Origin of the sequence: Streptomyces sp. NPDC049879 (genome assembly GCF_044461265.1) — a bacterium.
GTDB lineage: Bacteria > Actinomycetota > Actinomycetes > Streptomycetales > Streptomycetaceae > Streptomyces.
In genome coordinates this window covers 1,378,161-1,401,392 of sequence record NZ_JBITKT010000001.1, presented here as the reverse complement: position 1 = coordinate 1,401,392, position 23,232 = coordinate 1,378,161, and the positions used below count along the sequence as shown (strand labels likewise).

Below are 23,232 nucleotides of genomic sequence, written 5' to 3'. Positions count from 1 at the left end.
CGGTGGACGGGGGTTCTCGGTGGACGGGGCGGGGCGCGGGCCGCAGACTCGTCGCATGCGTGACGCACCCTTCGGCCGCTGCCTGGCCGCGATGATCACCCCGTTCGCCTCCGACGGATCGCTCGACCTGCCCGGCGCCCGGCGCCTGGCCGCCCATCTCGTGGACCGGGGCGGCTGCGAGGGCCTTGTGGTGAACGGGACGGTCGGGGAGTCGCCGACCACCTCCGACGCGGAGAAGGCCGCCCTGGTGCGGGCCGTGGTGGAGGAGGTCGGCGACCGGGCCTCGGTCGTGGCGGGTGTCGGGACGGCGGACACGCGGCACACGGTGGGGCTGGCGCGGGCGGCGGGCGCGGCGGGGGCGGACGGCGTGCTGGTGGTGACGCCGTACTACTCGCGGCCGACGCAGGCCGGGATCGTCCACCACCTGCGGACGGTCGCGGACGCGTCGGAGGTGCCGGTGATGCTCTACGACATCCCGGCGCGGACGGGCGAGGGCACGGCGCTGACGGCCGGCTCGCTGCGGGGGCTCGCGGAGCACCCGCGGATCGTGGCGGTGAAGGACTGCGCCGCCGACCTGCTGAAGTCGGGCTTGGTGCTGGGGGACACGGACCTGGCGTACTACTCGGGGAACGACGAGCTGAACCTGCCACTGCTGGCGATCGGCGCGAGCGGAGTGGTGAGCACGGCGGCCAATGTCGCGGGGCCGCGGGTCAGGGCGTTGGTGGATGCCGCGGTGAAGGGGGATTTTGCGGAGGCGGCGCGGATCCACCGGGCGCTGCTGCCGCTGGTGTCGGTGCTGTACGCCGAGGGGCCGGGGAACGTGTCGGTGAAGGCGCTGTTCGCGGCGGCGGGGCTGCCGGGCGGGCCGGTGCGGTCGCCGCTGCTGGCGGCGGGGCCTGAGCTGACGGAGCGGCTGACCGAGGCGTTGCGGGCGCTGCTCTCGGCGGAGTGAGCGGCCCGGCGAGGGGCGGACACGCCGGTCACCGATCGTGACCGGCGGTTCTGTTCATGCGAGGGCGGAATGGGCCTGTCCGCCTTGAGTGGGGCACTGTTTCACCCTTCGGGGTGATGACGCGGCACACGCCAGACGGTTACGTTGAGTGACATGACGACGCTTTCCGTTGACCGCTGGGCCGTACCGGCGGCGCTCGTGTGGACCGTGCTGTTCGCCGCCGGGCATGTGTGGGCCGTCTTCGACGACGGACGTCATCCCGTCGGCACCGATCCCGGTACGGGGGCGACGGGTTGGGGCAATGTGCTGCCCAACGCCGTGGTGGTGGTTCTGTGCACGGCCGCGGTCCTGCTGCTGGTGCGCTCGCCCCGTCTCCCCGCGCCGCTGGCGGCCTGCGGTCTGTGGGTCGGGGTGCCGCTGCTGGTGGTGCGCGGGGTGGCGGGGGCGGTGGACCAGGTGCTGATCCACACGGGCGTGATGCCGTACGGGATGTTCGACGGGGACCGCGGTGAGGTGACGACCGGCTGGGCCACCTGGTCGGGGACGGTGGTGGACTCGTGGTTCCTGCTGGGGGCCGCCGTCTTCGCCGCCGCGCTCGGTCCGCGGATGCTGCGCCGCGACCGGCGCGGGGAGGCCATACCCGGGCCCCGCCCCTCCCTGCCGGACCAGGCAGCCGGTACGGGAGCGGGGCGGGGCGGCCCGGCCTGACCGACGACGGGGCGGGCGGGACGGGAGAAGGCGGAGGCGGGCGGGGAGGGCGGGCGAGGGGGAAGGGGGAAGGGCCGGGAGTCAGGCCTTGCCGAGCGCCACGGGGTCGGCGACGGGGGGTTCGGCGGTGAGGTCGCGGACCAGGAGGGTCGCTCCCGCGACGGCGCCTGGCATCAGCAGGACGGCGACCAGCGGCACGAGGAACGCGACGACCAGCGGCAGCCCGAATCCGACGGCGACGCCGAGCTGTCCGCGCAGGAGCCGCAGCCTGCCGGGGACCGGGATGCCGCGCCGGTCCATGGCGACGGAGGTCAGCTCCAGCGTCAGGAAGAAGCCGGAGACGGCGAGGCCGAGCAGCGGGATCACCGTCTGCCCGATCACCGGCACGAAGCCGAGGAAGAAGAGGGGGACGGTGAACAGCAGGACCCGCCACAGCACTTGCAGGCTGTCGCGGACCGAGACGGCCAGGTCCTGCCACAGCGGCCGGTCCGGGCCGGGGGGCGCGCCGCCCTCGGAGTCCTCGATCTGCTCGGAGAGCGACTCGTAGAACGGGTCGCCGACCAGCAGCGCGACGGCGGTGAACGTGATCACCGCCAGCAGCAGGGCGGCGCCGACGAGCAGCAGCGCGAAGGAGGTGCGGAGCAGTGACTGCCAGGGGCTGCCCCAGTCGTCCGCGAAGGGCGTGGCCCAGACGGCGATGTCCCCCGCCCAGAGGGCGAGGGCCACGAGCGCCGCCGCGTAGACGACCAGGGTGATCAGCGCGGGCAGCAGACCGAAGGCGAGCCGGCGGGGGTGGCGCAGCACCCAGCGCTGCCCCTGGAGCAGGAAGCGCAGGCCGGTGAGGAATCCCAACACGCCTGTCAGGCTAACGCCCCGGGGCCGCGACCGCCGTTCGGGTCAATTGTTGCTGTGGAGCGCCGCGTTCAGGCCGCCCCAGGTGCCGGTCCTCGGCAGGGCCTCGACGGCGCCCGAGGTGGAGTTGCGGCGGAAGAGGAGGTTGTCGGCGCCGGACAGTTCCAGGGCCTTGACGACGGCGCCGTCGGGCAGCGTGACACGGGTCCCGGCCGTGACGTAGAGGCCCGCCTCCACGACGCAGTCGTCGCCGAGGGAGATGCCGATGCCCGCCTGGGCGCCGAGCAGGCAGCGCTCGCCGAGGGAGACGGTCTGCTTCCCGCCGCCGGAGAGGGTGCCCATGATGGACGCGCCGCCGCCGATGTCGGAGCCGTCCCCGACGACGACCCCGGCGCTGATGCGGCCCTCGACCATGGACGTGCCGAGCGTGCCCGCGTTGTAGTTGCAGAAGCCCTCGTGCATGACGGTGGTGCCTGCTGCGAGGTGGGCACCGAGGCGGACGCGGTCGGCGTCGCCGATACGCACGCCCGCGGGCACCACGTAGTCCGTCATCCGCGGGAACTTGTCGACGCTCGTCACGGTCAGGCGCACGCCCTCGGCCAGCGCGGCGAGCCGGGCGCGTTCGACGCCGTCCGCCGGGACGGGGCCCAGGTTGGTCCACGCGACGTTGGCCAACAGCGCGAAGACGCCGTCGAGGCTGAGCCCGTGGGGCCGCACCAGGCGGTGGCTGAGCAGGTGGAGCCTGAGGTAGACGTCGTGGGCGTCGACGGGCTTGCTGTCCAGGGACCCGATGACCGTGCGGACCGCGACCACCTCGACGCCGCGGCGCGGGTCCTGGCCGAGGGCGGCGGGCGCCGACGCGCCGAGCAGTTCCGCGGCGCGCTCGGGCGTCAGGCGCTCGGTGCCGGGGACGCCGGGCTCGGCGGTGAGTTCCGGCGCGGGGAACCAGGTGTCGAGGACGGTCCCGTCGGGGGCGAGGGTGGCGAGGCCGGCGGCGACGGCGCCGGTGGCGGAAGCGGAGGAGGTGGTTGCTTCGGTCATGTCCCAGACGCTAGCCGGTGGACGCGGCGCGGGGCGAACCGGTCCGGGTCCCGGGCACGAGCCGCGCGAAGGCCTCCCGGGTCCGGTCGCGGTCGTGCGGCCTGCCGGTGAGCAGCAGTTCGATGAGCAGGCCGTCGAGCAGGGCGATCACGGCGCGCGCGGTGTGCTCGTCGGGCACGAGCGGCCGCAGCAGCGCGGCCATGTCGTCCAGGCAGCGCGCGGCGAGCGGCCGGACGGCGGGGCGCGTGAGCCCGGCGAAGTACAGCTCGTACTCCAGCCGTGTCTGCGCCCTGCGGGGCCCGAGGCAGTCGTCGAGGAGGCGGACCGCGGCCTCGGCGGGCGGTTCGTCCGGCGGGACGTCGCCGACCCAGGCCTCGAACCAGCCGAGCCAGGCGTCGTTGACCCGCTGCAGCGCGGCCGTCAGCAGGTCGTCCCGGTCGGTGAAGTGGTACGTGGTCGAGCCGAGCGGCACGTCGGCCTCGGCCGCCACGGCGCGGTGGCTCAGGCCCGCGATGCCGTCCCGCTCGACCACGCGGACGGCGGCGTCCACGATCCGGTGGCGGCGGTCGGGGTCGTGGCGGCGGACGCGGCGGGCCATCAGTGGGCCCCGCCGGTGTTCAGCACGACGACCCCGGCGATCACCAGCGCGATGCCGGCGAGCTTCGCCGGGGAGGCGCCCTCGCCGAGGAAGAGGACGCCGATCGCGGCGATCAGCGCCGTGCCCGCGCCTGACCAGATGGCGTAGGCGACGCCCACTTCGAGATGGCGCAGCGTGCGGGCGAGCAGGACGAAGGCCGCCACGTAGCAGACGGCGGTGCCGAGGCTGGGCCAGAGCCTGCTGAATCCGTCGCTGAGCTTCATCAGGGTGGTCCCGGCGATCTCGGCCAGGATCGCGCAGGCGAGCAGCACATACGTCATGTGTACGAGCGTACATAGAGAACGCCCCGCCGCTGGAGTGACTGCCGCGCGCGCCGCCGCCCGGCGTCCGCGGGCCCGGCGCGATCCTCGTCCCCGGGGGCCGTCACAGGAGGGAACCGAGACCGATGGCCGAGTGCGAGACCTGCGGCAACGACTACCGGATGGCGTTCGAGGTGCGCGCGGCCGGTGAGGTCCACGTCTTCGACAGCTTCGAGTGCGCGGTGCAGCGCATGGCGCCGATCTGCGAGAACTGCGGGTGCCGCATCATGGGGCACGGCCTGGAGACCGAGGAGGGGCGCTTCTACTGCTGCGCCCACTGCGCCCGTGTCCAGGGGCACGCGACGCTGGTGGACCACGCCTGAGAGACCGCCGTACCGGCAGACGGACGAGGGGCGTGGGGGTGGCCGGTCGTCCGGTCACCCCCACGCCCCTCGCGGTCCCGGGGAAGCGGTCACGCCGCTCCCCCGGCCCGTCAGACGTTGAAGCCGAGCGCGCGCAGCTGCTCCCGCCCGTCGTCCGTGATCTTGTCGGGTCCCCACGGCGGCATCCAGACCCAGTTGATCTTCAGCTCGCTGACCAGCCCGTCGGTGGCCGACCTGGCCTGGTCCTCGATGACGTCGGTCAGCGGGCAGGCGGCGGAGGTGAGGGTCATGTCGATCGTCGCCACATTGGCGTCGTCGACGTGCACGCCGTAGATGAGGCCGAGGTTCACGACGTCGATCCCCAGCTCGGGGTCGACGACGTCCATCATCGCCTCGCGGATCTCCTCCTCGCTCGCCGGTGCCGTCGCGGTCGTCCCGGTGTCGCTCACAGCTTCTCCCTCTCCAGTGCCTGCGCCGTCGCGTCCTTCCACGCCATCCAGCTGAGCAGGGCGCACTTCACCCGCGCCGGGTACTTGGAGACGCCGGCGAACGCGACCGCGTCCTCCAGCACCTCCTCCATCGCGTCGTCCGGCTCGATCTGCCCCTTCGACTGCATGAGGTCGAGGAACGTCGCCTGGATGGCCATCGCCTCGGACAGCTCCTTGCCGACCAGCAGCTCGTTCAGCACGGACGCGCTGGCCTGGCTGATGGAGCAGCCCTGTCCCTCGTAGGAGACGTCGGCGACGGTCTCCCCGTCGTACCGGACGCGCAGGGTGATCTCGTCACCGCACGTCGGGTTGACGTGGTGCACCTCGGCGTCGCCCTGGCGCAGGCCGCGCCCGTGCGGGTGCTTGTAGTGGTCCAGGATCACGTCCTGGTACATCGATTGCAGCTGCACGTCATCCGCCCTCGTGTTCCGCCCTTGTCATCCGAAGAAGCCACGCACGTACTCCAGGCCCTCGACCAGGGCGTCGACCTCGGCCGGGGTGGAGTACAGGTAGAACGACGCCCGCGTGGTCGCCGGAATTCCGTACCGCAGGCAGACGGGCCTGGCGCAGTGGTGCCCGACGCGCACGGCGATGCCCTGCTCGTCCAGCACCTGCCCGACGTCGTGCGGGTGGATGTCGCCCAGGGTGAACGAGATGGTGGCGCCCCGGCCCTCCGGCGACGTGGGGCCGACGATCCGCAGCCCCGGGACCTCGGCGAACCGCGCGAGCGCGTAGCCGGTGATCGCCCGTTCGTGCGCCTCGATCCGGTCCATGCCGATGCCGGTGAGGTAGTCCACGGCCGCGCCGAGGCCGACCGCCTGCGCGATCGGCGGCGTGCCCGCCTCGAACTTGTGCGGCGCGGGGGCGTACGTCGAGTGCTCCATGGAGACGGTCTCGATCATCTCGCCGCCGCCGAGGAAGGGCGGCAGGTCCTCCAGCAGCTCCTGCCGTCCCCACAGCACGCCGATGCCGGTCGGGCCGAGCATCTTGTGGCCGGTGAAGGCCACGAAGTCGGCGCCGAGCGCCTGCACGTCGAGCGCCATGTGCGGCGCCGCCTGCGAGGCGTCGACGACCACCAGCGCGCCGACCTGCTGGGCGCGGCGGACGATGGCCTCGACCGGGTTGTGGGTGCCGAGGACGTTGGAGACCAGGACGAACGAGACGACCTTGGTGCGCTCGGTGATGATCTCGTCGATGTTCGACAGGTCGAGCCTGCCGTCGTCGGTGAGGCCGAACCACTTCAGCTTCGCGCCCGTGCGCTGCGCGAGCAGCTGCCACGGGACGATGTTGGAGTGGTGCTCCATCTCCGTGATGACGATCTCGGTGGAGGAGTCGACGCGGTAGGGGTCGTCGGCCCAGCCGAGCATGTTGGCGACCAGGTTGAGGGACTCGGAGGCGTTCTTGGTGAAGATCACCTCGTCGCGGCTGGGCGCGTTGACGAACGCGGCGATCTTGTCGCGCGCGCCCTCGTACAGCGCCGTGGCCTCCTCGGCGAGCACGTGGACGCCGCGGTGGACGTTCGCGTGGTGCCGCTCGTAGTACTCGCTCAGCGCGTCGAGGACCTGGCGCGGCTTCTGGGAGCTGGCCGCGTTGTCCAGGTAGACGAGCTTCTTGCCCTCGTGGACCGTGCGGTCGAGGATCGGGAAGTCCTTCCGGATCGCCTCGGTGTCCAGGAGACCCGGCAGGTCGTGGCTCATGCGGTGCCGCCTCCCTTGGTGTACTGCTCGTAGCCCTCGGCCTCCAGCTTGTCGGCCAGTTCGGCGCCGCCGGACTCGACGACGCGGCCCGCCGCGAAGACGTGGACGTGGTCGGGCTTGATGTACCGGAGGATGCGCGTGTAGTGCGTGATCAGCAGGGTGCCGACCTCGCCGGTCTCGCGGACGCGGTTGACGCCCTCGGACACGATGCGCAGCGCGTCGATGTCGAGGCCGGAGTCGGTCTCGTCGAGGATCGCGATCTTCGGGCGCAGCAGCTCCAGCTGGAGGATCTCGTGGCGCTTCTTCTCGCCGCCGGAGAAGCCCTCGTTGACGTTGCGCTCGGCGAAGGCCGGGTCCATCTCCAGCCGGGCCATGGCCTCCTTGACCTCCTTGACCCAGGTGCGGAGCTTGGGGGCCTCGCCGCGTACGGCGGTGGCGGAGGTGCGCAGGAAGTTGGAGACCGAGACGCCGGGGACCTCGACCGGGTACTGCATGGCGAGGAAGACGCCGGCGCGGGCCCGCTCGTCCACGGACATGGCGAGGACGTCCTCGCCGTCCAGGGTGACGGTGCCGCCCGTGACGGTGTACTTGGGGTGGCCGGCCAGCGAGTAGGCCAGGGTGGACTTGCCGGAACCGTTGGGGCCCATGATGGCGTGCGTCTCGCCCTGCTTCACGGTCAGATCGACCCCGCGCAGGATCTCGGTGGGTCCGCCCTCGGCGTCGACGGAGACGTGCAGGTCGTGGATCTCAAGCGTTGCCATGGTGCCTTCAGGACTCCTGGGTGACGGAGACGAGCACGGCCGCGTCGGGGCCGTCTCCCTCGATCTTGACGGGGTAAACGGGAATGGGCCGGGTGGCGGGCGGCCCGGAGGGCTTGCCCGTGCGCAGGTCGAAGCTGGAGCCGTGCAGCCAGCACTCGATCTGGCAGTCCTCCACCTCGCCCTCGGAGAGGGAGACGTTCGCGTGGGAACAGATGTCGTTCACCGCGAAGACGTCGCCCTCGGTGCGGACGACGGACACCGGGACGCCGCCGAGCTCGACCCGGAGCGGGACGTCCGGCTCCAGGTCGGCCAGCGCGCAGGCGCGCACATAGCCTTCCGTGGTGCCGCTGCCTTCGGTGGCGGTCATGCGATGGACGCCTCCAGTTCGGCCTGGAGCTTGGCGACGAGCCGCTCCTCGACGTCGGGGACGCCGATCTGCTGGACCAGCTCGGCGAAGAAGCCGCGCACCACCAGGCGCCTGGCCTCCTCGGCGGGGATGCCGCGCGCCATCAGGTAGAACAGCTGCTCGTCCTCGAAGCGCCCGGTCGCCGAGGCGTGCCCGGCGCCGACGATCTCGCCGGTCTCGATCTCCAGGTTGGGCACGGAGTCGACGCGGGCGCCGTCGGTGAGGACGAGGTTGCGGTTCAGCTCGTACGTGTCCGTGCCGGTGGCGGCGGCGCGGATGAGGACGTCGCCGACCCACACCGCGTGCGCGTCGGTGCCCTGGAGGGCGCCCTTGTACGCGACGTTGCTGCGGCAGTTGGGGGCGTTGTGGTCCACGAAGAGCCGGTGCTCGTGGTGCTGGCCGTTGTCGGTGAAGTAGAGCCCGTAGAGCTCCGCCTCGCCGCCGGGGCCGGCGAACTCGATGTGCGGGTGCAGCCGGACGAGGTCGCCGCCGAAGGTGACGACGACGGACTTGAACGTCGCGTCGCGGCCGACCGAGACGCTGTGCTGCGAGCAGTGCACCGCCGTGTCGGCCCAGTCCTGGACGCTGACGAACGTGACCTTCGCGCCGTCGCCGATCTGGAACTCGACGTTGGCGGCCCGCACGGCGTCACCGGTGTGGTCCACGACGATCACGACCTCGGCGAACCTGCCGACCTCGAAGATCGTGTGGCCGTAGGTGGCGCCGCCCTCGCCGTGCAGGACGAGCCGCACCGGCTCGGTGTGCACGCTCTCGGCCGGGACGGAGACGACCGTGGCCTTCTCGAAGGAGCTGAACGCCTGCGCCGCGACGCGGTCCACCGGCGTGCCCGCGCGGCCGACCCTGGGGTCGTCCCGGCCGACCGTGGTGGCCGTGACGCCCTCGGGCAGCGTGAGGTCCGCCTTGAGGGACCCGTCGGCGACCGCGGTGCCGTCGTGCAGGCCGCGCAGCCGTTCGAGCGGCGTGAACCGCCACTCCTCCTCGCGCCCGTGCGGCACGGGGAAGTCCGCGACGTCGAAGGACGGCGGGGCGCTCATCCGGGTCGCGACGGTGGACTCGGCGGCCACCGCGACCGACCCGCCCGCGCTGGCGCCTGCCGGAATACTCTGGGCATCGGCCATGGGTCTCGTCGTGCTCACTCTCTTGATCGGCCGTGATCGGCCCCGCGGAACCGGTCCGCGGGGCCCGTCCGGGGAACCTGTCGGGAAACGTGGGTACGGGAAGGGGCTGGACGGGGATGCGGGAGCGGCGTCAGCCGACCGCGCCCTCCATCTGCAGCTCGATCAGCCGGTTCAGCTCCAGGGCGTACTCCATGGGCAGCTCCTTCGCGATGGGCTCGACGAAGCCGCGCACGATCATCGCCATCGCCTCGTCCTCGGACAGCCCGCGGCTCATCAGGTAGAAGAGCTGGTCGTCGCTGACCTTGGAGACGGTCGCCTCGTGCCCCATCGTCACGTCGTCCTCGCGGACGTCGACGTACGGGTACGTGTCGGAGCGGGAGATCGTGTCGACGAGCAGCGCGTCGCACAGCACGTTGGACTTCGAGCCCTCGGCGCCCTCGCTGATCTCGATCAGGCCGCGGTAGGAGGTGCGCCCGCCGCCGCGCGCGACCGACTTGGAGACGATGTTCGAGGAGGTGCGCGGCGCCATGTGGACCATCTTGGCCCCGGCGTCCTGGTGCTGGCCCTCACCGGCGAACGCGATGGACAGCGTCTCGCCCTTGGCGTGCTCGCCCATCAGGTAGACGGCCGGGTACTTCATGGTGACCTTGGATCCGATGTTGCCGTCGACCCACTCCATGGTGGCGCCCTCGTAGGCGACGGCGCGCTTGGTCACCAGGTTGTAGACGTTGTTCGACCAGTTCTGGATCGTCGTGTAGCGGCAGCGGCCGCCCTTCTTCACGATGATCTCGACCACGGCGGAGTGCAGGGAGTCCGAGTTGTAGATCGGCGCGGTGCAGCCCTCGACGTAGTGGACGTACGCGTTCTCGTCGACGATGATCAGCGTCCGCTCGAACTGGCCCATGTTCTCGGTGTTGATCCGGAAGTAGGCCTGGAGCGGGATGTCCACGTGCACGCCCGGCGGCACGTAGATGAAGGAGCCGCCGGACCAGACGGCCGTGTTCAGCGCGGCGAACTTGTTGTCACCCGTCGGGATGACCGTGCCGAAGTGCTCCTGGAACAGCTCCGGGTGCTCCTTCAGCGCCGTGTCGGTGTCGAGGAAGATGACGCCCTGCCGCTCCAGGTCCTCGCGGATCTGGTGGTAGACGACCTCCGACTCGTACTGCGCCGCGACACCGGCGACCAGCCGCTGCTTCTCCGCCTCGGGGATGCCCAGCTTGTCGTAGGTGTTCTTGATGTCCTCGGGCAGGTCCTCCCAGCTCTGGGCCTGCTTCTCCGTGGAGCGGACGAAGTACTTGATGTTGTCGAAGTCGATGCCGCTGAGGTCGGAGCCCCAGTTCGGCATGGGCTTCTTGCCGAAGAGCTTCAGGCCCTTCAGCCGCAGGTTGAGCATCCAGTCGGGCTCGGACTTCTTCCCCGAGATGTCCCGGACGACGTCCTCGGACAGGCCGCGCCGCGCGGCGGCGCCGGCCGTGTCGGAGTCGGCCCAGCCGTATTCGTACTTGCCCAGGCCGTCGAGCTCGGGGTGGGCGGTCTCCGTGGGGAGCGTCATGCGGGGTTCCTCCCGGCGATGCGTGCTGTTGCGGTGGTCTTCGGTGCGCCGGCGGTGCCGGTGCCGGTCTGTGCTGCGGTGCTCCGGGGAGCGGTGCCGCCGTCCGTGCCGCCGGGCGCGGCCCTGGGCACGAACGTCGTGCACACGTCGGCACCGTGGGCGATGGTGGCCAGACGCTGCACATGGCTGCCGAGCAGGGCCGAGAACACCTCGGTCTCCGCGTCGCACAGCTGCGGGTAGCGGGCGGCGGCGTGCGCCACCGGACAGTGATGCTGGCACAGCTGCTCACCGGCCGGGGCCTTGACCGCCTGCGCGGCGGCGGCGAACCCCTGGGTGGAGAGCGCCTCGGCGAGCGCGGCGACCCGTTCCCCGGGCTCCGCGCCCTCCAGCAGGGCACGGTACTGCTCCGCCTGCCCGGCCGCACGCGCCCGCGCGAACGCCAGCACGGCGGCCGCGCCGGGCTCGCCGCCCCCGGCGGCCCGCTCGATCCAGCGGAGCGCCTCGACGGCCAGCTCGTCGTACGCCTGGTCGAACGCGTCACGGCCGCAGTCGGTGAGGGCGAACGCCTTGGCCGGGCGGCCGCGGCCCCGTGAGCCGCGGACCCGCTTCTCCCCCGGCTCCACCAGCCCGTCGGCGGCGAGCGCGTCGAGGTGGCGGCGGACGGCGGCCTGGGTCAGTCCGAGCCGGTCGGCCAGCTCGGCCGCCGTGGAGGGGCCGTGGTCGCGGATCGAACGGACCACGCGCTGCCGTGTGCCGGACTGCTCGTCGGTCACCGGGGAGAGGCCCGCCTCACCGGCGGCCCGGGGGGCCGCGGGCGCGTCGCGCTGCTCGTTCCGGTTTTTCACAACGCCATTGTTGCGTAATTCTCGGGAGACGGGCAAGCCGCGTCCTGACCAGCCCGGATGGAGTGCGTCACGTAAGGCATACCTAAGCTCCGGGCGGCCCCGGGCCCCGCCCCGGCACCCCGGGCCCGGCGGGTACGGGCCCCGACCTAGACTCGCCCCCATGCAGTCCACAGGAGCCGCCGCACCGGCCGTCGTGGTCAGCGGCCTGGTCAAGCGGTACGGCGCCACCACCGCCGTGGACGGCCTGGACCTGACCGTCGGCGCCGGGACCGTGACGGCCGTGCTCGGCCCGAACGGCGCGGGCAAGACCACCACCGTCGAGTGCTGCGAGGGCTACCGCGTCCCCGACGCGGGCCGCGTCCGCGTCCTGGGCCTCGACCCCGTCGCCGACGCGCAGACGCTGCGGCCCCGCGTGGGCGTGATGCTCCAGGAGGGCGGCGTGTACCCGGGCGTGCGCGCCGGGGAGATCCTGCGCCACATGGCCGGGCTGCACGCGCACCCCCTCGACATCGCCGAGCTGACCGAGCGCCTCGGTCTCGGCCCCGCCGCCCGCACCCCGTACCGCCGCCTGTCCGGCGGCCAGAAGCAGCGGCTCGCGCTGGCGCTCGCCGTGGTCGGCCGCCCCGAGCTGGTCTTCCTCGACGAGCCGACCGCGGGCCTGGACCCGCAGGCGCGCCACGCGACCTGGGACCTGATCCGCGCGCTGCGCACGGACGGCGTCACCACCGTGCTGACCACGCATTTCATGGACGAGGCCGAGGAGCTGGCCGACGACGTGGCGATCATCGACGGCGGCCGGGTCGTCGCCCAGGGCAGCCCCGACGAGCTGGGGAAGGGCGGCGCGGCCGACGTCCTGCGCTTCGCCGGGCGGCCGGGACTCGACCTCGACTCGCTGCGCGCCGCGCTGCCCGCCGGGAGCGAGGTGTCCGAGCCGAGCCCGGGCAGCTACCGCATCGCGGGAGACGTCGGCCCGCGCATGCTCGCCACCGTCACGGCCTGGTGCGCGCAGCACGGCGTGATGCCCGACCGGATCACCACGCGGCGGCACTCCCTGGAGGACGTCTTCCTGGAGCTGACCGGCAAGGAGCTGCGGTCATGAGCGGTCACGCACCCCGTCCCGGCGCGGCGCCGGTGTCCCGGATGATCACGGCGCAGGCGGCGCTGGAGACGCGGATGCTGCTGCGCAACGGGGAGCAGCTGCTCCTCACGGCGGTGATCCCGACGCTGCTGCTCGTCCTGTTCAGCGCGGTGGACATCGTGGACCTCCCGGACGGCGGCGGCACCGGCCGCGTCGACTACCTGGCGCCCGGCATCCTGGCGCTCGCCGTGCTGTCCACCGCGTTCACCAGCCAGGCCATCGCGACCGGGTACGAGCGGCGCTACGGGGTGCTGAAGCGGCTCGCCGCCTCTCCGCTGCCGCGCTGGGCGCTGATGTGCGGGAAGACCTGCGCGGTGCTCGTCACGCTGGCGCTCCAGACGGCGCTGCTGTGCGTCGTCGCGCTGGCCCTGGGGTGGTCGCCGCACGGGAACGCGCTCGCCGTCGCCGTCCTGATGCTGCTGGGGGCCGCGGCCTGCTCGGGGCTGGGGCTGCTGATGGCCGGGACGCTGCGGGCGGAGGCGACGCTGGCCGCGGCCAACCTGGTCTTCGTCCTGCTGGTCTTCTTCGGCGGTGTGATCATCCCGCTGGACGACTTCCCCGACGGCGTGCGGACCGTCCTGGAGCTGCTGCCGGTGGGCGCGCTGGCGGACGGCCTGCGGTCCGTGCTGCGGGAAGGGGCGGCCATGCCGTGGGCGGACACGGGGGTCCTCGCGGTCTGGGCCGTCCTCGCACCGGCCGCCGCGGCGCGCTTCTTCCGTTGGGAGTGAGAGGGGCCGCTGGGAGTAAGAGGGGCCGCTGGGAGTGAGCGGGGCCGGGGGGCTCGTGAATCGGCGCACAAGCGCGGGGCTACGATGACGGGGTGCTGAAAGCGGTGCGAAACCCCCTCGCGTACATCGCCGGGCGCTGGACCCCCCACCCGAGGACCGTCCGGCGCGCGGCCACCGCCGCGCTCATGATGAGCGTGCTCATCATCGTGACCGGCGGCGCGGTCCGGCTGACCGGCTCCGGCCTCGGCTGCGACACCTGGCCCCGGTGCAGCGACGAGAGCCTCGTCGCGACGCGCGAGATGGGCCTGCACGGCGCCATCGAGTTCGGCAACCGGATGATGGCGTACGTGGTCTCCGCCGCCACGGGCTGGTTCATCGTCGCCGCGCGCGCCGCGAAGCCGCGCCGACGGGAGCTGACCCGGCTCGGGTGGGCGCAGTTCTGGGTGATCATGAGCAACGGCGTCGTCGGCGGGATCACGGTCCTCACCGAGCTGAACCCGTTCATCGTCGCGGCGCACTTCCTGGCCGCCATGGCGCTGCTCACCGTGACCACCCTGACCTGGATCAGGACCCGCGAGGGCGACGCGGCGCCCCGGCCGCTCGTCGGGGTGCCGGTACGGCGCGCGATCGTGGCGCTGACCGCCGCGAGCGCGGCCCTCGTGGTCGCGGGCACGGCGGTGACGGGCAGCGGCAAGCACGCGGGCGACGACAGCGACATCGAGCGGATGCCGTTCGACTGGGACACCGTGACCCGCGTGCACTCGGGCCTCGCCTGGGTGGTGGTGCTCGGCACGGTGGCCCTGGTCGTCGGGCTGCGGCTGATGGACGCGTCGAGCGTCACCCGGGCACGCGCCCGCGACCTGCTGGTCGTGCTGCTCGGGCAGGGCGTGATCGGCTACACGCAGTACTTCCTGGACGAGCCGGAGATCCTCGTCGGCCTGCACATACTGGGCGCGTCGCTCGTGTGGATCGCAGCGCTGCGGCTGCTGCTGTCGGTCCGCGACCGGGGCGCCCCCGCCGCGCAGGCACCCGCGGACGGGAACGGCGACACCGCCGCCGAGCCCCGGGTCCCCGCGACCGCCTGAGCCGGGGGGCTCACCCAGCGCGTCCGCTGTCGGTGCGTGGCGATACGGTCTGCGTGCCATGAAAAACGCGAAGACACCTCCGCCGTTCCGCCACAGGAACCGCCGACGCCGCGCGCTGGGCGCTCTCGCCCCCGTGGCCGCCGTCGCCCTGCTCGCCACCACGGCCTGCACGAGCGACCTGGCCATGCCCCAGGACACCCCGCCGTCCGGCTCGGCCGCGGGCCCGGCCGGCAGCTACGACGGGCTGCCCGACACCATCGGGCGGCAGGGGCTGTCCTGGGAGACCTGCGAGGCGCCGACGCCGGTCCAGGGCACCGGTACGGCGCCCGGCGAGGACTGGGAGTGCGCGACCCTCACCGTGCCGCTGGACTACGACGACCCGGACGGCGAGACGATAGGCATAGCCCTGATACGGGCGGCGACGACAGCCCCGGCCGGCGAACGGCTCGGCTCCCTCGTCTTCAACTTCGGCGGACCGGGCGGCTCCGGCGTGTACACCCTGCCGCAGTTCGCGGAGGAGTACCGCGAGCTGCGCGACGGCGGGTACGACCTGGTGAGCTTCGACCCGCGCGGCGTCGGCGAGAGCGCGGGCGTGGTCTGCCTGGACGGGGAGACCGTCGACGCGTGGGCGCAGGAGGACTCCGGCGACCCCGACACGGAGGCGGAGCTGGCCGAGGCCGAGGAGCGGGACGCGGAGTACGTCGCCGCCTGCCAGGAGAACTCGGGCGACGTCCTCCCGCACGTCTCCACCACTGACGCCGCCCGCGACATGGACGTCCTGCGCCACGTCCTGGGCGACGAGCGGCTCAACTACTTCGGCATCTCCTACGGCACGCAGCTCGGCGCCGTCTACGCGCACCTCTTCCCCGGCTCGGTCGGCCGCACCGTGCTCGACGCGGTCGTGGACCCCTCCCCCGACGTCCTGGAGCAGGTCAGGCTCCAGACCGAGGGCTTCCAGCTCGCGCTGGAGCACTATCTGGAGGACTGCGCCACCGAGGAGGACGGGCCCTGCCCGACCGGCACCGACCCCGCCGGTGGCCAGCAGGAGATCGCCGCGTTCCTCGACGGCCTGGAGGACGACCCCCTCCCCACCTCGGACCCGGACGGCCGGGAGCTGACGGCGGACCTCGCGATGACCGGCATCATCGCGACGCTCTACTCCGAGGAGTCCTGGGAGTACCTGACGATGGCGCTCGAAGAGGCCCTCACCATGGGCACCGGCGACACGCTCCTGTTCCTCGCCGACTTCTACAACGGCCGTGACGCACAGGGCCGCTACAGCAACCAGAACGACGCCTTCACCGCGATCCAGTGCGCCGACGACCCGTCCGGCATGTCCGTCGAGGAGGCACGCTCCCACGAGGACGAGCTCGTCGCGCTCTCCCCGGTCTTCGGCGCGGACATGATGTGGGGCCTGACCGGCTGCGACGGCTGGCCGGTGCCCGCGTCCGAGACGGAACGGCCCCGGTACGACGCGCCGGACGCCGCGTCGCCGCTGCTGCTGGTCGCCACCACGGGCGACCCCGCCACCCCGTACGCCGGGGCGGCGCGGATGCAGGAGGCCATCGGCGGCCCGGAGGTGGCGCCGCTGCTCAGCTTCGACGGCGAGGGCCACAGCGCGTACAGCTCGGGGGACGACTGCGTCGTCTCGACGGTGAACGCGCATCTGCTGGAGGGGGCCGTCCCCGACGACGGGACGCGCTGCTGACGCCCGGCCGGCGCCCCCGCGACACCGGTGGGGGCGCTGGACGGCTTCCGTTCACCGGAGCGACGCGATGATGTGACCGCGCGTCAAGCCGCCTGCGTGAGGGTCTGGTTGGTCCGACCCCACGATTCCCCCAGGCAAAGAGGCGCGCCCGGTATGCCCGATCTCCACTTCACCAGGGACAACGTTCAGGAGAAGGCCGGCTGCTGGCCGTGGGTGGCGCAGAAGACGTTCTGCGACGAGGTGGACTCGGAGGACATGGCGGAGAAGGCGGCCGTCTACGCCCGCGCCGCCGCCGAGGGCACCGACGCGGCGGACATCGCCGAACGGGCCACCGCGATCGCCGCGGAGGCGGGCGAGCTGGACGGTTCGTCCCTCATCGACGCCGAGGGCCGCGTCAAGGAGACGGACCGCCGGCTGCGCCCCGACGAGCTGAAGGACGTCCCGAGCCTCCTGGTCCGCGCGATGAACCTCGCGATCGACGCCGAGAACGAGGCGGTCCGCCTGATCCTCGGCGACGGCGGCCTCGACGTCGGCTTCACCCACCATCTCAGCGCCTCGGTCAACGAGTACAACGGCTGGGTGGAGGCCGTGAACCGCGTGATGGCGGCGCTGCCGCCGAGCGCGGACGGCCTCCCCCCGCGCAACGTCCCCGTCACGCTCCCCGGGTACGGGACGCGTACGATCCACCCGGCCATGGGATCCGACGGGATGTTCCACGTCTCCCTCGACGACTGGGCCGTGGAGATCCGCGCGCGCCACCTCCAGGACGCGGCCGACGACGCGAGGAAGGCGAGCGAGGAGCTCGACGCCGTCATCGAGACCTACCAGCGCCAGATGACCGAGCTGGCGGGCGAACTCACCAAGCACGACTACGACCTGTCCGAGGGGCCGCTGAAGAGCCTGTGGATCAACCCCGCCATGGCGAGGTGGGCGGCGGGCCGGCTGAACGACCTGCTGGAGAGCGACCACGGGACGGCCGCGGAGGAGATGCTCCAGGCCCTGGCCGGCGTCGAGGGCATCCTCAACGGCCTCTTCGACGACTACGGCTCGGCCTCCCCCGGCGAGGCGTCCCGCCGCCTCACCGCGGACGAACGGGCCTACCTCGACGACTTCTACTGGGTGTTCGACGAGAGCAGCCTGGGCGCGCTGGGCGGGCACCACTGGACGGCGGGCACTGACCGCCTCCGGGAGCTGGGCGACCACCTCATGCGCGTCGCGGGCGACGGCGTCACCGTCCTGCTGGACCCGGAGCTGGGCGGCGTGAGCCTGCGCCGGGAATGGGACGCGATCCCCCCTCCCGCGCTGGCCGGCCTCACCCGCCGCCTGCCGGAGGGCGGCTACGCCGACGACGAGGGGATCGCCGAGCTGAGCGGCTTCGGCAACGTGATGAGCCACTCGACCGTCCCCCTCGGCCGGGAGTTCGGCCGCGACCTGACCGAGTCGGTGATCGACACCCTCGCCCACGGGCGCGGCAGGACCGACGCCGCCGGGAACCCCCTCGACACGGACGCCCGCAAGCTCCTGGCCGTGACCTCCAGGGACCCGGAACGCGCGGCGGAGATGATGGCCGACCCCGACTTCACCGGCAGTCTGCTGGGCGACGTCTACCCGTTCGACACCTGGACGGGCGGTGTGGAGCCGAACGTGCAGCGGTTCGTGGAACGCGCGACGACCCTGCCCGAGGGCGTCGCCCCCGGCAGCCCGGCGGGCCGCGCCCACGCCGACGCCGCGTACGCCTACCTCTCCTACGTGGACACGGCCGCGGGAGGCGACCTGCACAACGTGGACGCCGAGACGATCCGCGGCCTGGTCAAGACGTACGGCGACCTGGACCCCGGCCGCTTCGGCCGCTTCGCGCACCTGCCGGACGAGCCCTGGGTCCCGTACCTCTGACGGACCGGCCGGGGCACCCTAGACGGCGTCCCCCAGGCGGTAGACCTGGCGCGCGGTGCCGCCGCCGATCTGGCGGGCGGTCCTGGCGGCCTCGGCGTGCGGACGCGCGCGCAGGGCCGCGTCCAGCGCCTGCCGGAACAGCCCGGCGCGCGCGACGTGCAGCTCCGGCAGCGTCCCCGCCCTGGTGGAGAAGAGCAGCTTGCCCGGCGGCGCCTCCGCGAGCGCCGCCGCGGGCTCGGGACCGGCGTCGGCGTACACGTGCGGGAAGGCGGACGCCAGCCGCGCCGCCGCCCGGTGGTGCGCGCGGGACGGCAGGAGGACGAGCGTCCCCGCGCCCGCCGTCGCGTGCAGCAGCGGTACGAGAGGCATCGGGTCGCCGCAGTGCAGCTGGACGGGGCGGCCGGTGGCCAGCGCGCCCCACAGCAGGTGGAGGGTGAGGACAGGTCCCGGGTGCCGTGGCCCGCGCGGGTCGGCGAGCCAGCGGTCCGCCGCGCGCCGTACGGCGGTGGGCTCGGGCAGCCCTCCCCCGCCGAGGCCGTCGGCGGCGCACACGAACGCGGCGGTGTCGCGGGCCGCCGTGACGAGGGACTCCGCCGCGTGGTCGAGGAAGGCGCGGGCGGTCCCGGCGGTGCCGGCCGCCCGTGCGGCGAGCGCGGTCAGCCCGGCCAGCGGGCGTGCGGTGCCCCCGGCCGCCGAGGCCGTCGCGGCGGGGCCGGTCAGTTCGCCGTCGTCCGTCTCCCCCGCCTCCGCGGCGTCGGCCAGCAGGAAGACACGGATGCCGCTGCCGCGCAGCAGCAGGCGGGTGGCGGTGTACGCGCCCAGCTCGCGCCGCCGCGCCAGGTAGCGGGTGGCGGGGACGTCCGCGTCGAGCCCGAGCAGCGGCGGGCACCAGCGGAGCACGGCCCGCCAGGTCGCGCCGCCCGCCCCCGCGAGGCGCCGTTCGAAGACGCCGGGCGCCGCCTCGCCGTGGAGGACGCCGTGGCCGTACTGGTCCACGAGGGGTGCGGCGCTCATGTCTGTCATGACGTACGGGACAACGGAACGGACCCCTCCCGGGTGCCGGGGATCAGGCGGTGTGCCGCCCGCCGCCGATCTGGATGCCCGCCATGCGGGACCACTCGTACGGGCCGGTGCGCAGCCGCGCGGCCGTCTCGCCGTCCAGCTTCTCGCGCAGCGTCACCCCGGCGGCCGCCGCGGCGGCGGTGAGTTCGCCCCGGTCGGGCGCCACCACGTCGCCCCAGGCGCCGTCCGCGCCGACGAGCACGAGGCGGTGGCCGCGGGCGCCCAGGTACGCGATCTGCCCCTCGGTGCCGGCCGCGCCGCCGTGTGCGGCGGCGAACGACCGCACGCGCTTCGCGAGCCGCGCGACCCGGCGGCCGAGGACGCCGTCCTCCCCCTCGGCGGCGGGCGTGCCGGCGGGGGCGTCGGCGGGAGCCGCGTCGGGGGTCACGGGGTCCGGGGACGGGGTGTTCTCACCGGTGTCAGCCATACGGCTCATGCTACTGCCCGGTAGCCCGCGCGGCGCGGGGTCAGCTGATGAACGGGTCGAGGGCGACGGCCAGGAAGACGATCGAGACGTAGGTGATGGACCAGTGGAACAGCCGCATCTCCTTGAGCTTCGCGCCCTTCGCCCCGGCGCGGGCGCGGGCCTGGAGCGCGTGCGCCTCCCACAGCCACCAGCCGCCCGCCACGGCCGCGACGACCGTGTAGAACCAGCCCGCGTAGCCCAGCGGCCACAACAGCAGCGAGACGGCGACCATGACCCAGCTGTAGACGACGATCTGGCGGGCGACCACGGTGTTCGCGGCGATGACCGGCAGCATCGGGACGCCGACCCGCTCGTAGTCGTCCTTCACCTTCATGGACAGCGGCCAGTAGTGCGGCGGCGTCCAGAAGAACATCACCAGGAAGAGGACGACCGCGCCCCAGGAGACCGTGCCGGTGACCGACGACCAGCCGATGAAGACCGGCAGGCAGCCCGCGATGCCGCCCCACACGATGTTCTGCGCCGTGCGGCGCTTGAGGATCATCGTGTAGCCGACGACGTAGAAGAGGAGCGCGCCCAGCGCCAGCCAGGCCGAGATCCAGTTGACCAGCAGCCCGAACCACAGCGTCGAGACGACGGCGAGCGCGAGCCCGAAGACCAGCGCCTCGGCGGGACGCAGCACACCGGTGACGAGCGGGCGGTTGCGCGTGCGATCCATCAGCGCGTCGATGTCGCGGTCGATGTACATGTTGAGCGCGTTCGCGCCGCCCGCGGACAGGTAGCCGCCGATGCAGGTGGCGAGCACCAGCCACAGGTCGGGGACGCCGCCCTCGGCCAGGAACATCACGGGGACGGTCGTGGTGAGGAGCAGCTCGATAATGCGAGGCTTCGTCAGCGAGACGAACGCCTTGACCCGGGCTCCCGCGGTCACGCGGCCGGCGACCTGTCGGTGCTCTGCCACGGGACGGGAATCGACGGCCGTCACGGACACCCCTGGTTGTGCGACATCAGCGGATTCAGCGGAATGGTGCGCTGCGGGCGGCTGCCCGGACGCGAAACCGGTCCGGTGGACCGTCGGGTGGGACTTCGCGTACACCCCGTCACTCTAGACGCCCGGATTACGCGGCTTGTCGCCGGGCCCCCCATCCGGCTCCGCGGCGGCCGGTCCCGGCGGCGGCCCGCCCGGCGTGCCCGGCGGGATGATCCGGGGCACCCTGGAAGGGTCGCCGAGTGCCCTCTCGCCGCCGGACGGCGGAGGGGCCGGAGGTAGGCTCGGACCGGCCCGGTGAGCCGTCACTCCGCCGCCAGGCGGCCACGGTCCCGTCACCGGCCTGACAGACGCGGAGAGGAGCCCTGACGCAGGGTGAGCAGCAAGGCGACCACCTCAGATCTCGAATGGACCGACCTGGACCGGCGAGCCGTGGACACCGCCCGTGTCCTGGCCGCGGATGCCGTCCAGAAGGTCGGTAACGGTCACCCCGGCACGGCGATGAGCCTCGCACCGGCGGCCTACCTGGTGTTCCAGAAGCTCATGCGCCACGACCCGTCCGACCCCGACTGGACGGGCCGCGACCGTTTCGTCCTGTCCGTGGGGCACACGAGCCTCACGCTCTACATCCAGCTCTACCTGGCCGGATACGGCCTGACGCTGGACGACCTCAAGTCCTTCCGCACCTGGGGCAGCAGGACGCCCGGGCACCCCGAGCACGGGCACACCGTCGGCGTCGAGACCACCACGGGGCCCCTCGGCCAGGGTGTCGGCAACGCCGTCGGCATGGCCATGGCCGCCCGCTACGAGCGCGGCCTCTTCGACCCGGACGCGGAGCCGGGCACCTCCCCCTTCGACCACACCGTCTGGGTCGTCGCGGGCGACGGCTGCCTCCAGGAGGGCGTCGCCGCCGAGGCCGCCTCCCTGGCCGGGCACCAGAAGCTGGGCAACCTCGTCCTGCTCTACGACGACAACCACATCTCCATCGAGGGCGACACCGCCACCGCGTTCTCCGAGGACGTGCTCGCCCGCTTCGAGGCGTACGGCTGGCACGTCCAGCGCGTCGCGCCGCAGGACAGCGGCGACCTGGACCCGGCCGCGCTGTACGAGGCGTTCACCGCCGCCCGCGCGGAGACCGGCCGTCCCTCGATCATCGCCGCCCGGTCGATCATCGCCTGGCCCGCGCCCGGCGCGCAGAACACCGAGGCCGCGCACGGCTCGGCCCTGGGCGCCGACGAGGTGGCCGCCACCAAGCGCGTCCTCGGCTTCGACCCGGAGGCGGACTTCGCCGTCGAGGACGCCGTCCTCGCGCACGTCCGCCAGGCCGTGGACCGCGGCCGCGAGGAGCACGCCGCCTGGGACGAGCGGTTCGCCGCCTGGCGCAAGGCGAACCCCGACCGTGCCGCCGAGTTCGACCGCGTGCGGGCCGGCGAGCTGCCCGAGGGCTGGGAGAAGGCCCTGCCGGTCTTCGACGCGGGCACCGACGTCGCGACCCGCAAGGCGTCCGGCGAGGTCCTGAAGAAGCTCGGCGACGTGCTGCCCGAGCTGTGGGGCGGCTCGGCCGACCTCGCGGGCTCCAACAACACGACGATCGACGCGTCCTCCTCGTTCCTCCCGGCGGGCAACCCGCTGCCCGAGGCGGACCCGTACGGCCGCACCGTCCACTTCGGCATCCGCGAGCACGCCATGGGCTCGGCGATGAACGGCATCGCCCTGCACGGCAACACGCGGATCTACGGCGGCACATTCCTCGTGTTCTCCGACTACATGCGCCCGGCCGTCCGCCTCGCCGCGCTGATGAAGCTGCCGGTGACGTACGTCTGGACGCACGACTCGATCGGCCTGGGCGAGGACGGCCCGACGCACCAGCCCGTCGAGCACCTGGCCGCGCTGCGCGCCATCCCGGGGCTGAACGTCGTCCGCCCGGCGGACGCCAACGAGACGGCCCTCGCCTGGCGCGAGATCCTGAAGCGGCACGCGAGCGCCCCGGCGCCGCACGGCCTGGCCCTGACCCGGCAGAACGTCCCGACGTACGCGCCGAACGACGCGACGGCCAAGGGCGGTTACGTCCACACCGAGGCCGAGGGCGGCACGCCCCGCGTCATCCTGATCGGCACCGGCTCCGAGCTGCACCTCGCCGTGGCCGCGCGCGAGGCGCTGCAGGCCGAGGGCGTGCCCACGCGCGTCGTGTCGATGCCGTGCGCCGAGTGGTTCGAGGAGCAGGACGAGGCGTACCGGGACAGCGTGCTGCCCCCGTCCGTGGGTGCCCGCGTGGCGGTCGAGGCGGGCATCGGGCTGACCTGGCACCGTTACGTGGGCGGGGCGGGGCGCGTGGTGTCGCTCGAACACTTCGGCGCCTCGGCCGACTACAAGACGCTGTACCGCGAGTTCGGCATCACCCCCGAAGCGGTCGCGCAGGCCGCACGGGAATCCCTCGCTGCCGCCGAGCGCTGACACAGATACACGACAAGCAGGAGATGCGATT

General features: G+C 73.1%; 24 protein-coding genes. 9 read left to right on the top strand and 15 right to left on the bottom strand.

Annotated elements, in window-relative coordinates; genetic code table 11:
• The first annotated feature begins 55 nt into the window (after positions 1 to 55).
• Both dapA and ACIBPC_RS06535 read left to right on the top strand, forming a co-directional pair.
• Positions 56 to 952, top strand: a complete 897-nt coding sequence (gene dapA / locus ACIBPC_RS06540) for a 4-hydroxy-tetrahydrodipicolinate synthase (RefSeq protein ID WP_398841681.1) — start codon at positions 56 to 58, stop codon at positions 950 to 952.
• A 153-nt stretch (positions 953 to 1,105) separates the two neighbouring features.
• The gene (locus tag ACIBPC_RS06535) at positions 1,106 to 1,660 is read left to right on the top strand and encodes a hypothetical protein (protein ID WP_398841680.1); all 555 of its coding nucleotides are present in this window, start codon (positions 1,106 to 1,108) and stop codon (positions 1,658 to 1,660) included.
• 81 nt (positions 1,661 to 1,741) lie between these two features.
• Here ACIBPC_RS06535 and ACIBPC_RS06530 read toward each other — a convergent pair whose 3' ends face one another.
• The 4 genes from ACIBPC_RS06530 to ACIBPC_RS06515 all read right to left on the bottom strand — a co-directional run bounded on the left by ACIBPC_RS06530 (position 1,742) and on the right by ACIBPC_RS06515 (position 4,471).
• Positions 1,742 to 2,464, bottom strand: coding sequence for an EI24 domain-containing protein (locus tag ACIBPC_RS06530; protein ID WP_398841789.1), 723 nt, complete (start codon positions 2,462 to 2,464; stop codon positions 1,742 to 1,744).
• Positions 2,465 to 2,557: 93 nt separating this feature from the next.
• Complete coding sequence (gene dapD, locus ACIBPC_RS06525) at positions 2,558 to 3,553, bottom strand: 2,3,4,5-tetrahydropyridine-2,6-dicarboxylate N-succinyltransferase (RefSeq protein ID WP_398841679.1); 996 nt, start codon at positions 3,551 to 3,553, stop codon at positions 2,558 to 2,560.
• A 10-nt stretch (positions 3,554 to 3,563) separates the two neighbouring features.
• Positions 3,564 to 4,151, bottom strand: a complete 588-nt coding sequence (locus ACIBPC_RS06520; RefSeq protein WP_398841678.1) for a TetR/AcrR family transcriptional regulator — start codon at positions 4,149 to 4,151, stop codon at positions 3,564 to 3,566.
• Positions 4,151 to 4,471, bottom strand: a complete 321-nt coding sequence (locus ACIBPC_RS06515; protein WP_362966662.1) for a multidrug efflux SMR transporter — start codon at positions 4,469 to 4,471, stop codon at positions 4,151 to 4,153. The genes ACIBPC_RS06520 and ACIBPC_RS06515 overlap by 1 nt, the downstream gene beginning before the upstream one ends.
• 125 nt (positions 4,472 to 4,596) lie before the next feature.
• On the opposite strand from ACIBPC_RS06515, the gene ACIBPC_RS06510 reads away from it, so the two are divergent.
• Entirely contained in the window at positions 4,597 to 4,833 is a 237-nt protein-coding gene (locus tag ACIBPC_RS06510) for a hypothetical protein (RefSeq protein WP_362966664.1), read from the top strand.
• 110 nt (positions 4,834 to 4,943) lie between these two features.
• Here the strand turns inward: ACIBPC_RS06510 and ACIBPC_RS06505 are convergent, their stop codons facing one another.
• The 8 genes from ACIBPC_RS06505 to ACIBPC_RS06470 all read right to left on the bottom strand — a co-directional run bounded on the left by ACIBPC_RS06505 (position 4,944) and on the right by ACIBPC_RS06470 (position 11,721).
• The gene (locus tag ACIBPC_RS06505; RefSeq protein WP_362966666.1) at positions 4,944 to 5,282 is read right to left on the bottom strand and encodes a metal-sulfur cluster assembly factor; all 339 of its coding nucleotides are present in this window, start codon (positions 5,280 to 5,282) and stop codon (positions 4,944 to 4,946) included.
• A complete protein-coding gene (gene sufU / locus ACIBPC_RS06500) occupies positions 5,279 to 5,731 on the bottom strand; it encodes a Fe-S cluster assembly sulfur transfer protein SufU (RefSeq protein WP_362966668.1) in 453 nt (150 codons plus the stop codon). The genes ACIBPC_RS06505 and sufU overlap by 4 nt, the downstream gene beginning before the upstream one ends.
• A gap of 27 nt (positions 5,732 to 5,758) precedes the next feature.
• Positions 5,759 to 7,018 (bottom strand): cysteine desulfurase, encoded by a 1,260-nt coding sequence (locus tag ACIBPC_RS06495; protein ID WP_398841676.1) that lies wholly within the window; start codon positions 7,016 to 7,018, stop codon positions 5,759 to 5,761.
• Positions 7,015 to 7,779 carry a Fe-S cluster assembly ATPase SufC gene (gene sufC, locus ACIBPC_RS06490; RefSeq protein WP_362966672.1) on the bottom strand — a complete coding sequence of 255 codons (765 nt, stop codon included), beginning with the start codon at positions 7,777 to 7,779 and terminating at the stop codon, positions 7,015 to 7,017. Before sufC ends, ACIBPC_RS06495 begins: the two co-directional genes overlap by 4 nt.
• Positions 7,780 to 7,786: 7 nt before the next feature.
• Positions 7,787 to 8,146 (bottom strand): non-heme iron oxygenase ferredoxin subunit, encoded by a 360-nt coding sequence (locus ACIBPC_RS06485; protein ID WP_398841674.1) that lies wholly within the window; start codon positions 8,144 to 8,146, stop codon positions 7,787 to 7,789.
• Positions 8,143 to 9,324, bottom strand: a complete 1,182-nt coding sequence (sufD, locus tag ACIBPC_RS06480; protein WP_362966676.1) for a Fe-S cluster assembly protein SufD — start codon at positions 9,322 to 9,324, stop codon at positions 8,143 to 8,145. Before sufD ends, ACIBPC_RS06485 begins: the two co-directional genes overlap by 4 nt.
• Before the next feature lie 130 nt (positions 9,325 to 9,454).
• A complete protein-coding gene (sufB, locus tag ACIBPC_RS06475; protein ID WP_398841673.1) occupies positions 9,455 to 10,876 on the bottom strand; it encodes a Fe-S cluster assembly protein SufB in 1,422 nt (473 codons plus the stop codon).
• Positions 10,873 to 11,721: a helix-turn-helix transcriptional regulator gene (locus tag ACIBPC_RS06470; RefSeq protein WP_398841672.1), complete on the bottom strand. Its 849-nt coding sequence runs from the start codon at positions 11,719 to 11,721 to the stop codon at positions 10,873 to 10,875. Before ACIBPC_RS06470 ends, sufB begins: the two co-directional genes overlap by 4 nt.
• A 160-nt stretch (positions 11,722 to 11,881) precedes the next feature.
• Between ACIBPC_RS06470 and ACIBPC_RS06465 the strand changes: the two genes are divergently transcribed.
• The 5 genes from ACIBPC_RS06465 to ACIBPC_RS06445 all read left to right on the top strand — a co-directional run bounded on the left by ACIBPC_RS06465 (position 11,882) and on the right by ACIBPC_RS06445 (position 18,273).
• Complete coding sequence (locus ACIBPC_RS06465) at positions 11,882 to 12,820, top strand: ABC transporter ATP-binding protein (protein WP_398841670.1); 939 nt, start codon at positions 11,882 to 11,884, stop codon at positions 12,818 to 12,820.
• Positions 12,817 to 13,587, top strand: coding sequence for an ABC transporter permease (locus ACIBPC_RS06460; RefSeq protein ID WP_398841668.1), 771 nt, complete (start codon positions 12,817 to 12,819; stop codon positions 13,585 to 13,587). Before ACIBPC_RS06465 ends, ACIBPC_RS06460 begins: the two co-directional genes overlap by 4 nt.
• A gap of 92 nt (positions 13,588 to 13,679) precedes the next feature.
• Entirely contained in the window at positions 13,680 to 14,672 is a 993-nt protein-coding gene (locus ACIBPC_RS06455) for a heme A synthase (protein WP_398841666.1), read from the top strand.
• Positions 14,673 to 14,805: 133 nt separating this feature from the next.
• Entirely contained in the window at positions 14,806 to 16,380 is a 1,575-nt protein-coding gene (locus tag ACIBPC_RS06450; protein ID WP_398841664.1) for an alpha/beta hydrolase, read from the top strand.
• A gap of 153 nt (positions 16,381 to 16,533) precedes the next feature.
• A complete protein-coding gene (locus tag ACIBPC_RS06445; protein ID WP_398841662.1) occupies positions 16,534 to 18,273 on the top strand; it encodes a hypothetical protein in 1,740 nt (579 codons plus the stop codon).
• Between the two features lie 18 nt (positions 18,274 to 18,291).
• On the opposite strand, the gene ACIBPC_RS06440 is transcribed toward ACIBPC_RS06445, so the two are convergent.
• Genes ACIBPC_RS06440 through ACIBPC_RS06430 form a run of 3 tightly spaced genes read right to left on the bottom strand, consistent with a single transcriptional unit; the run spans position 18,292 to position 20,744 of the window.
• The gene (locus tag ACIBPC_RS06440; RefSeq protein ID WP_398841660.1) at positions 18,292 to 19,287 is read right to left on the bottom strand and encodes an amidohydrolase; all 996 of its coding nucleotides are present in this window, start codon (positions 19,285 to 19,287) and stop codon (positions 18,292 to 18,294) included.
• 52 nt (positions 19,288 to 19,339) lie between these two features.
• Positions 19,340 to 19,762: a hypothetical protein gene (locus tag ACIBPC_RS06435; protein WP_398841659.1), complete on the bottom strand. Its 423-nt coding sequence runs from the start codon at positions 19,760 to 19,762 to the stop codon at positions 19,340 to 19,342.
• Positions 19,763 to 19,802: 40 nt separating this feature from the next.
• Entirely contained in the window at positions 19,803 to 20,744 is a 942-nt protein-coding gene (locus ACIBPC_RS06430; protein WP_398841657.1) for a heme o synthase, read from the bottom strand.
• 378 nt (positions 20,745 to 21,122) lie between these two features.
• Between ACIBPC_RS06430 and tkt the strand changes: the two genes are divergently transcribed.
• Positions 21,123 to 23,201, top strand: coding sequence for a transketolase (tkt, locus tag ACIBPC_RS06425; RefSeq protein WP_362966694.1), 2,079 nt, complete (start codon positions 21,123 to 21,125; stop codon positions 23,199 to 23,201).
• The last annotated feature ends 31 nt before the right edge of the window (positions 23,202 to 23,232 follow it).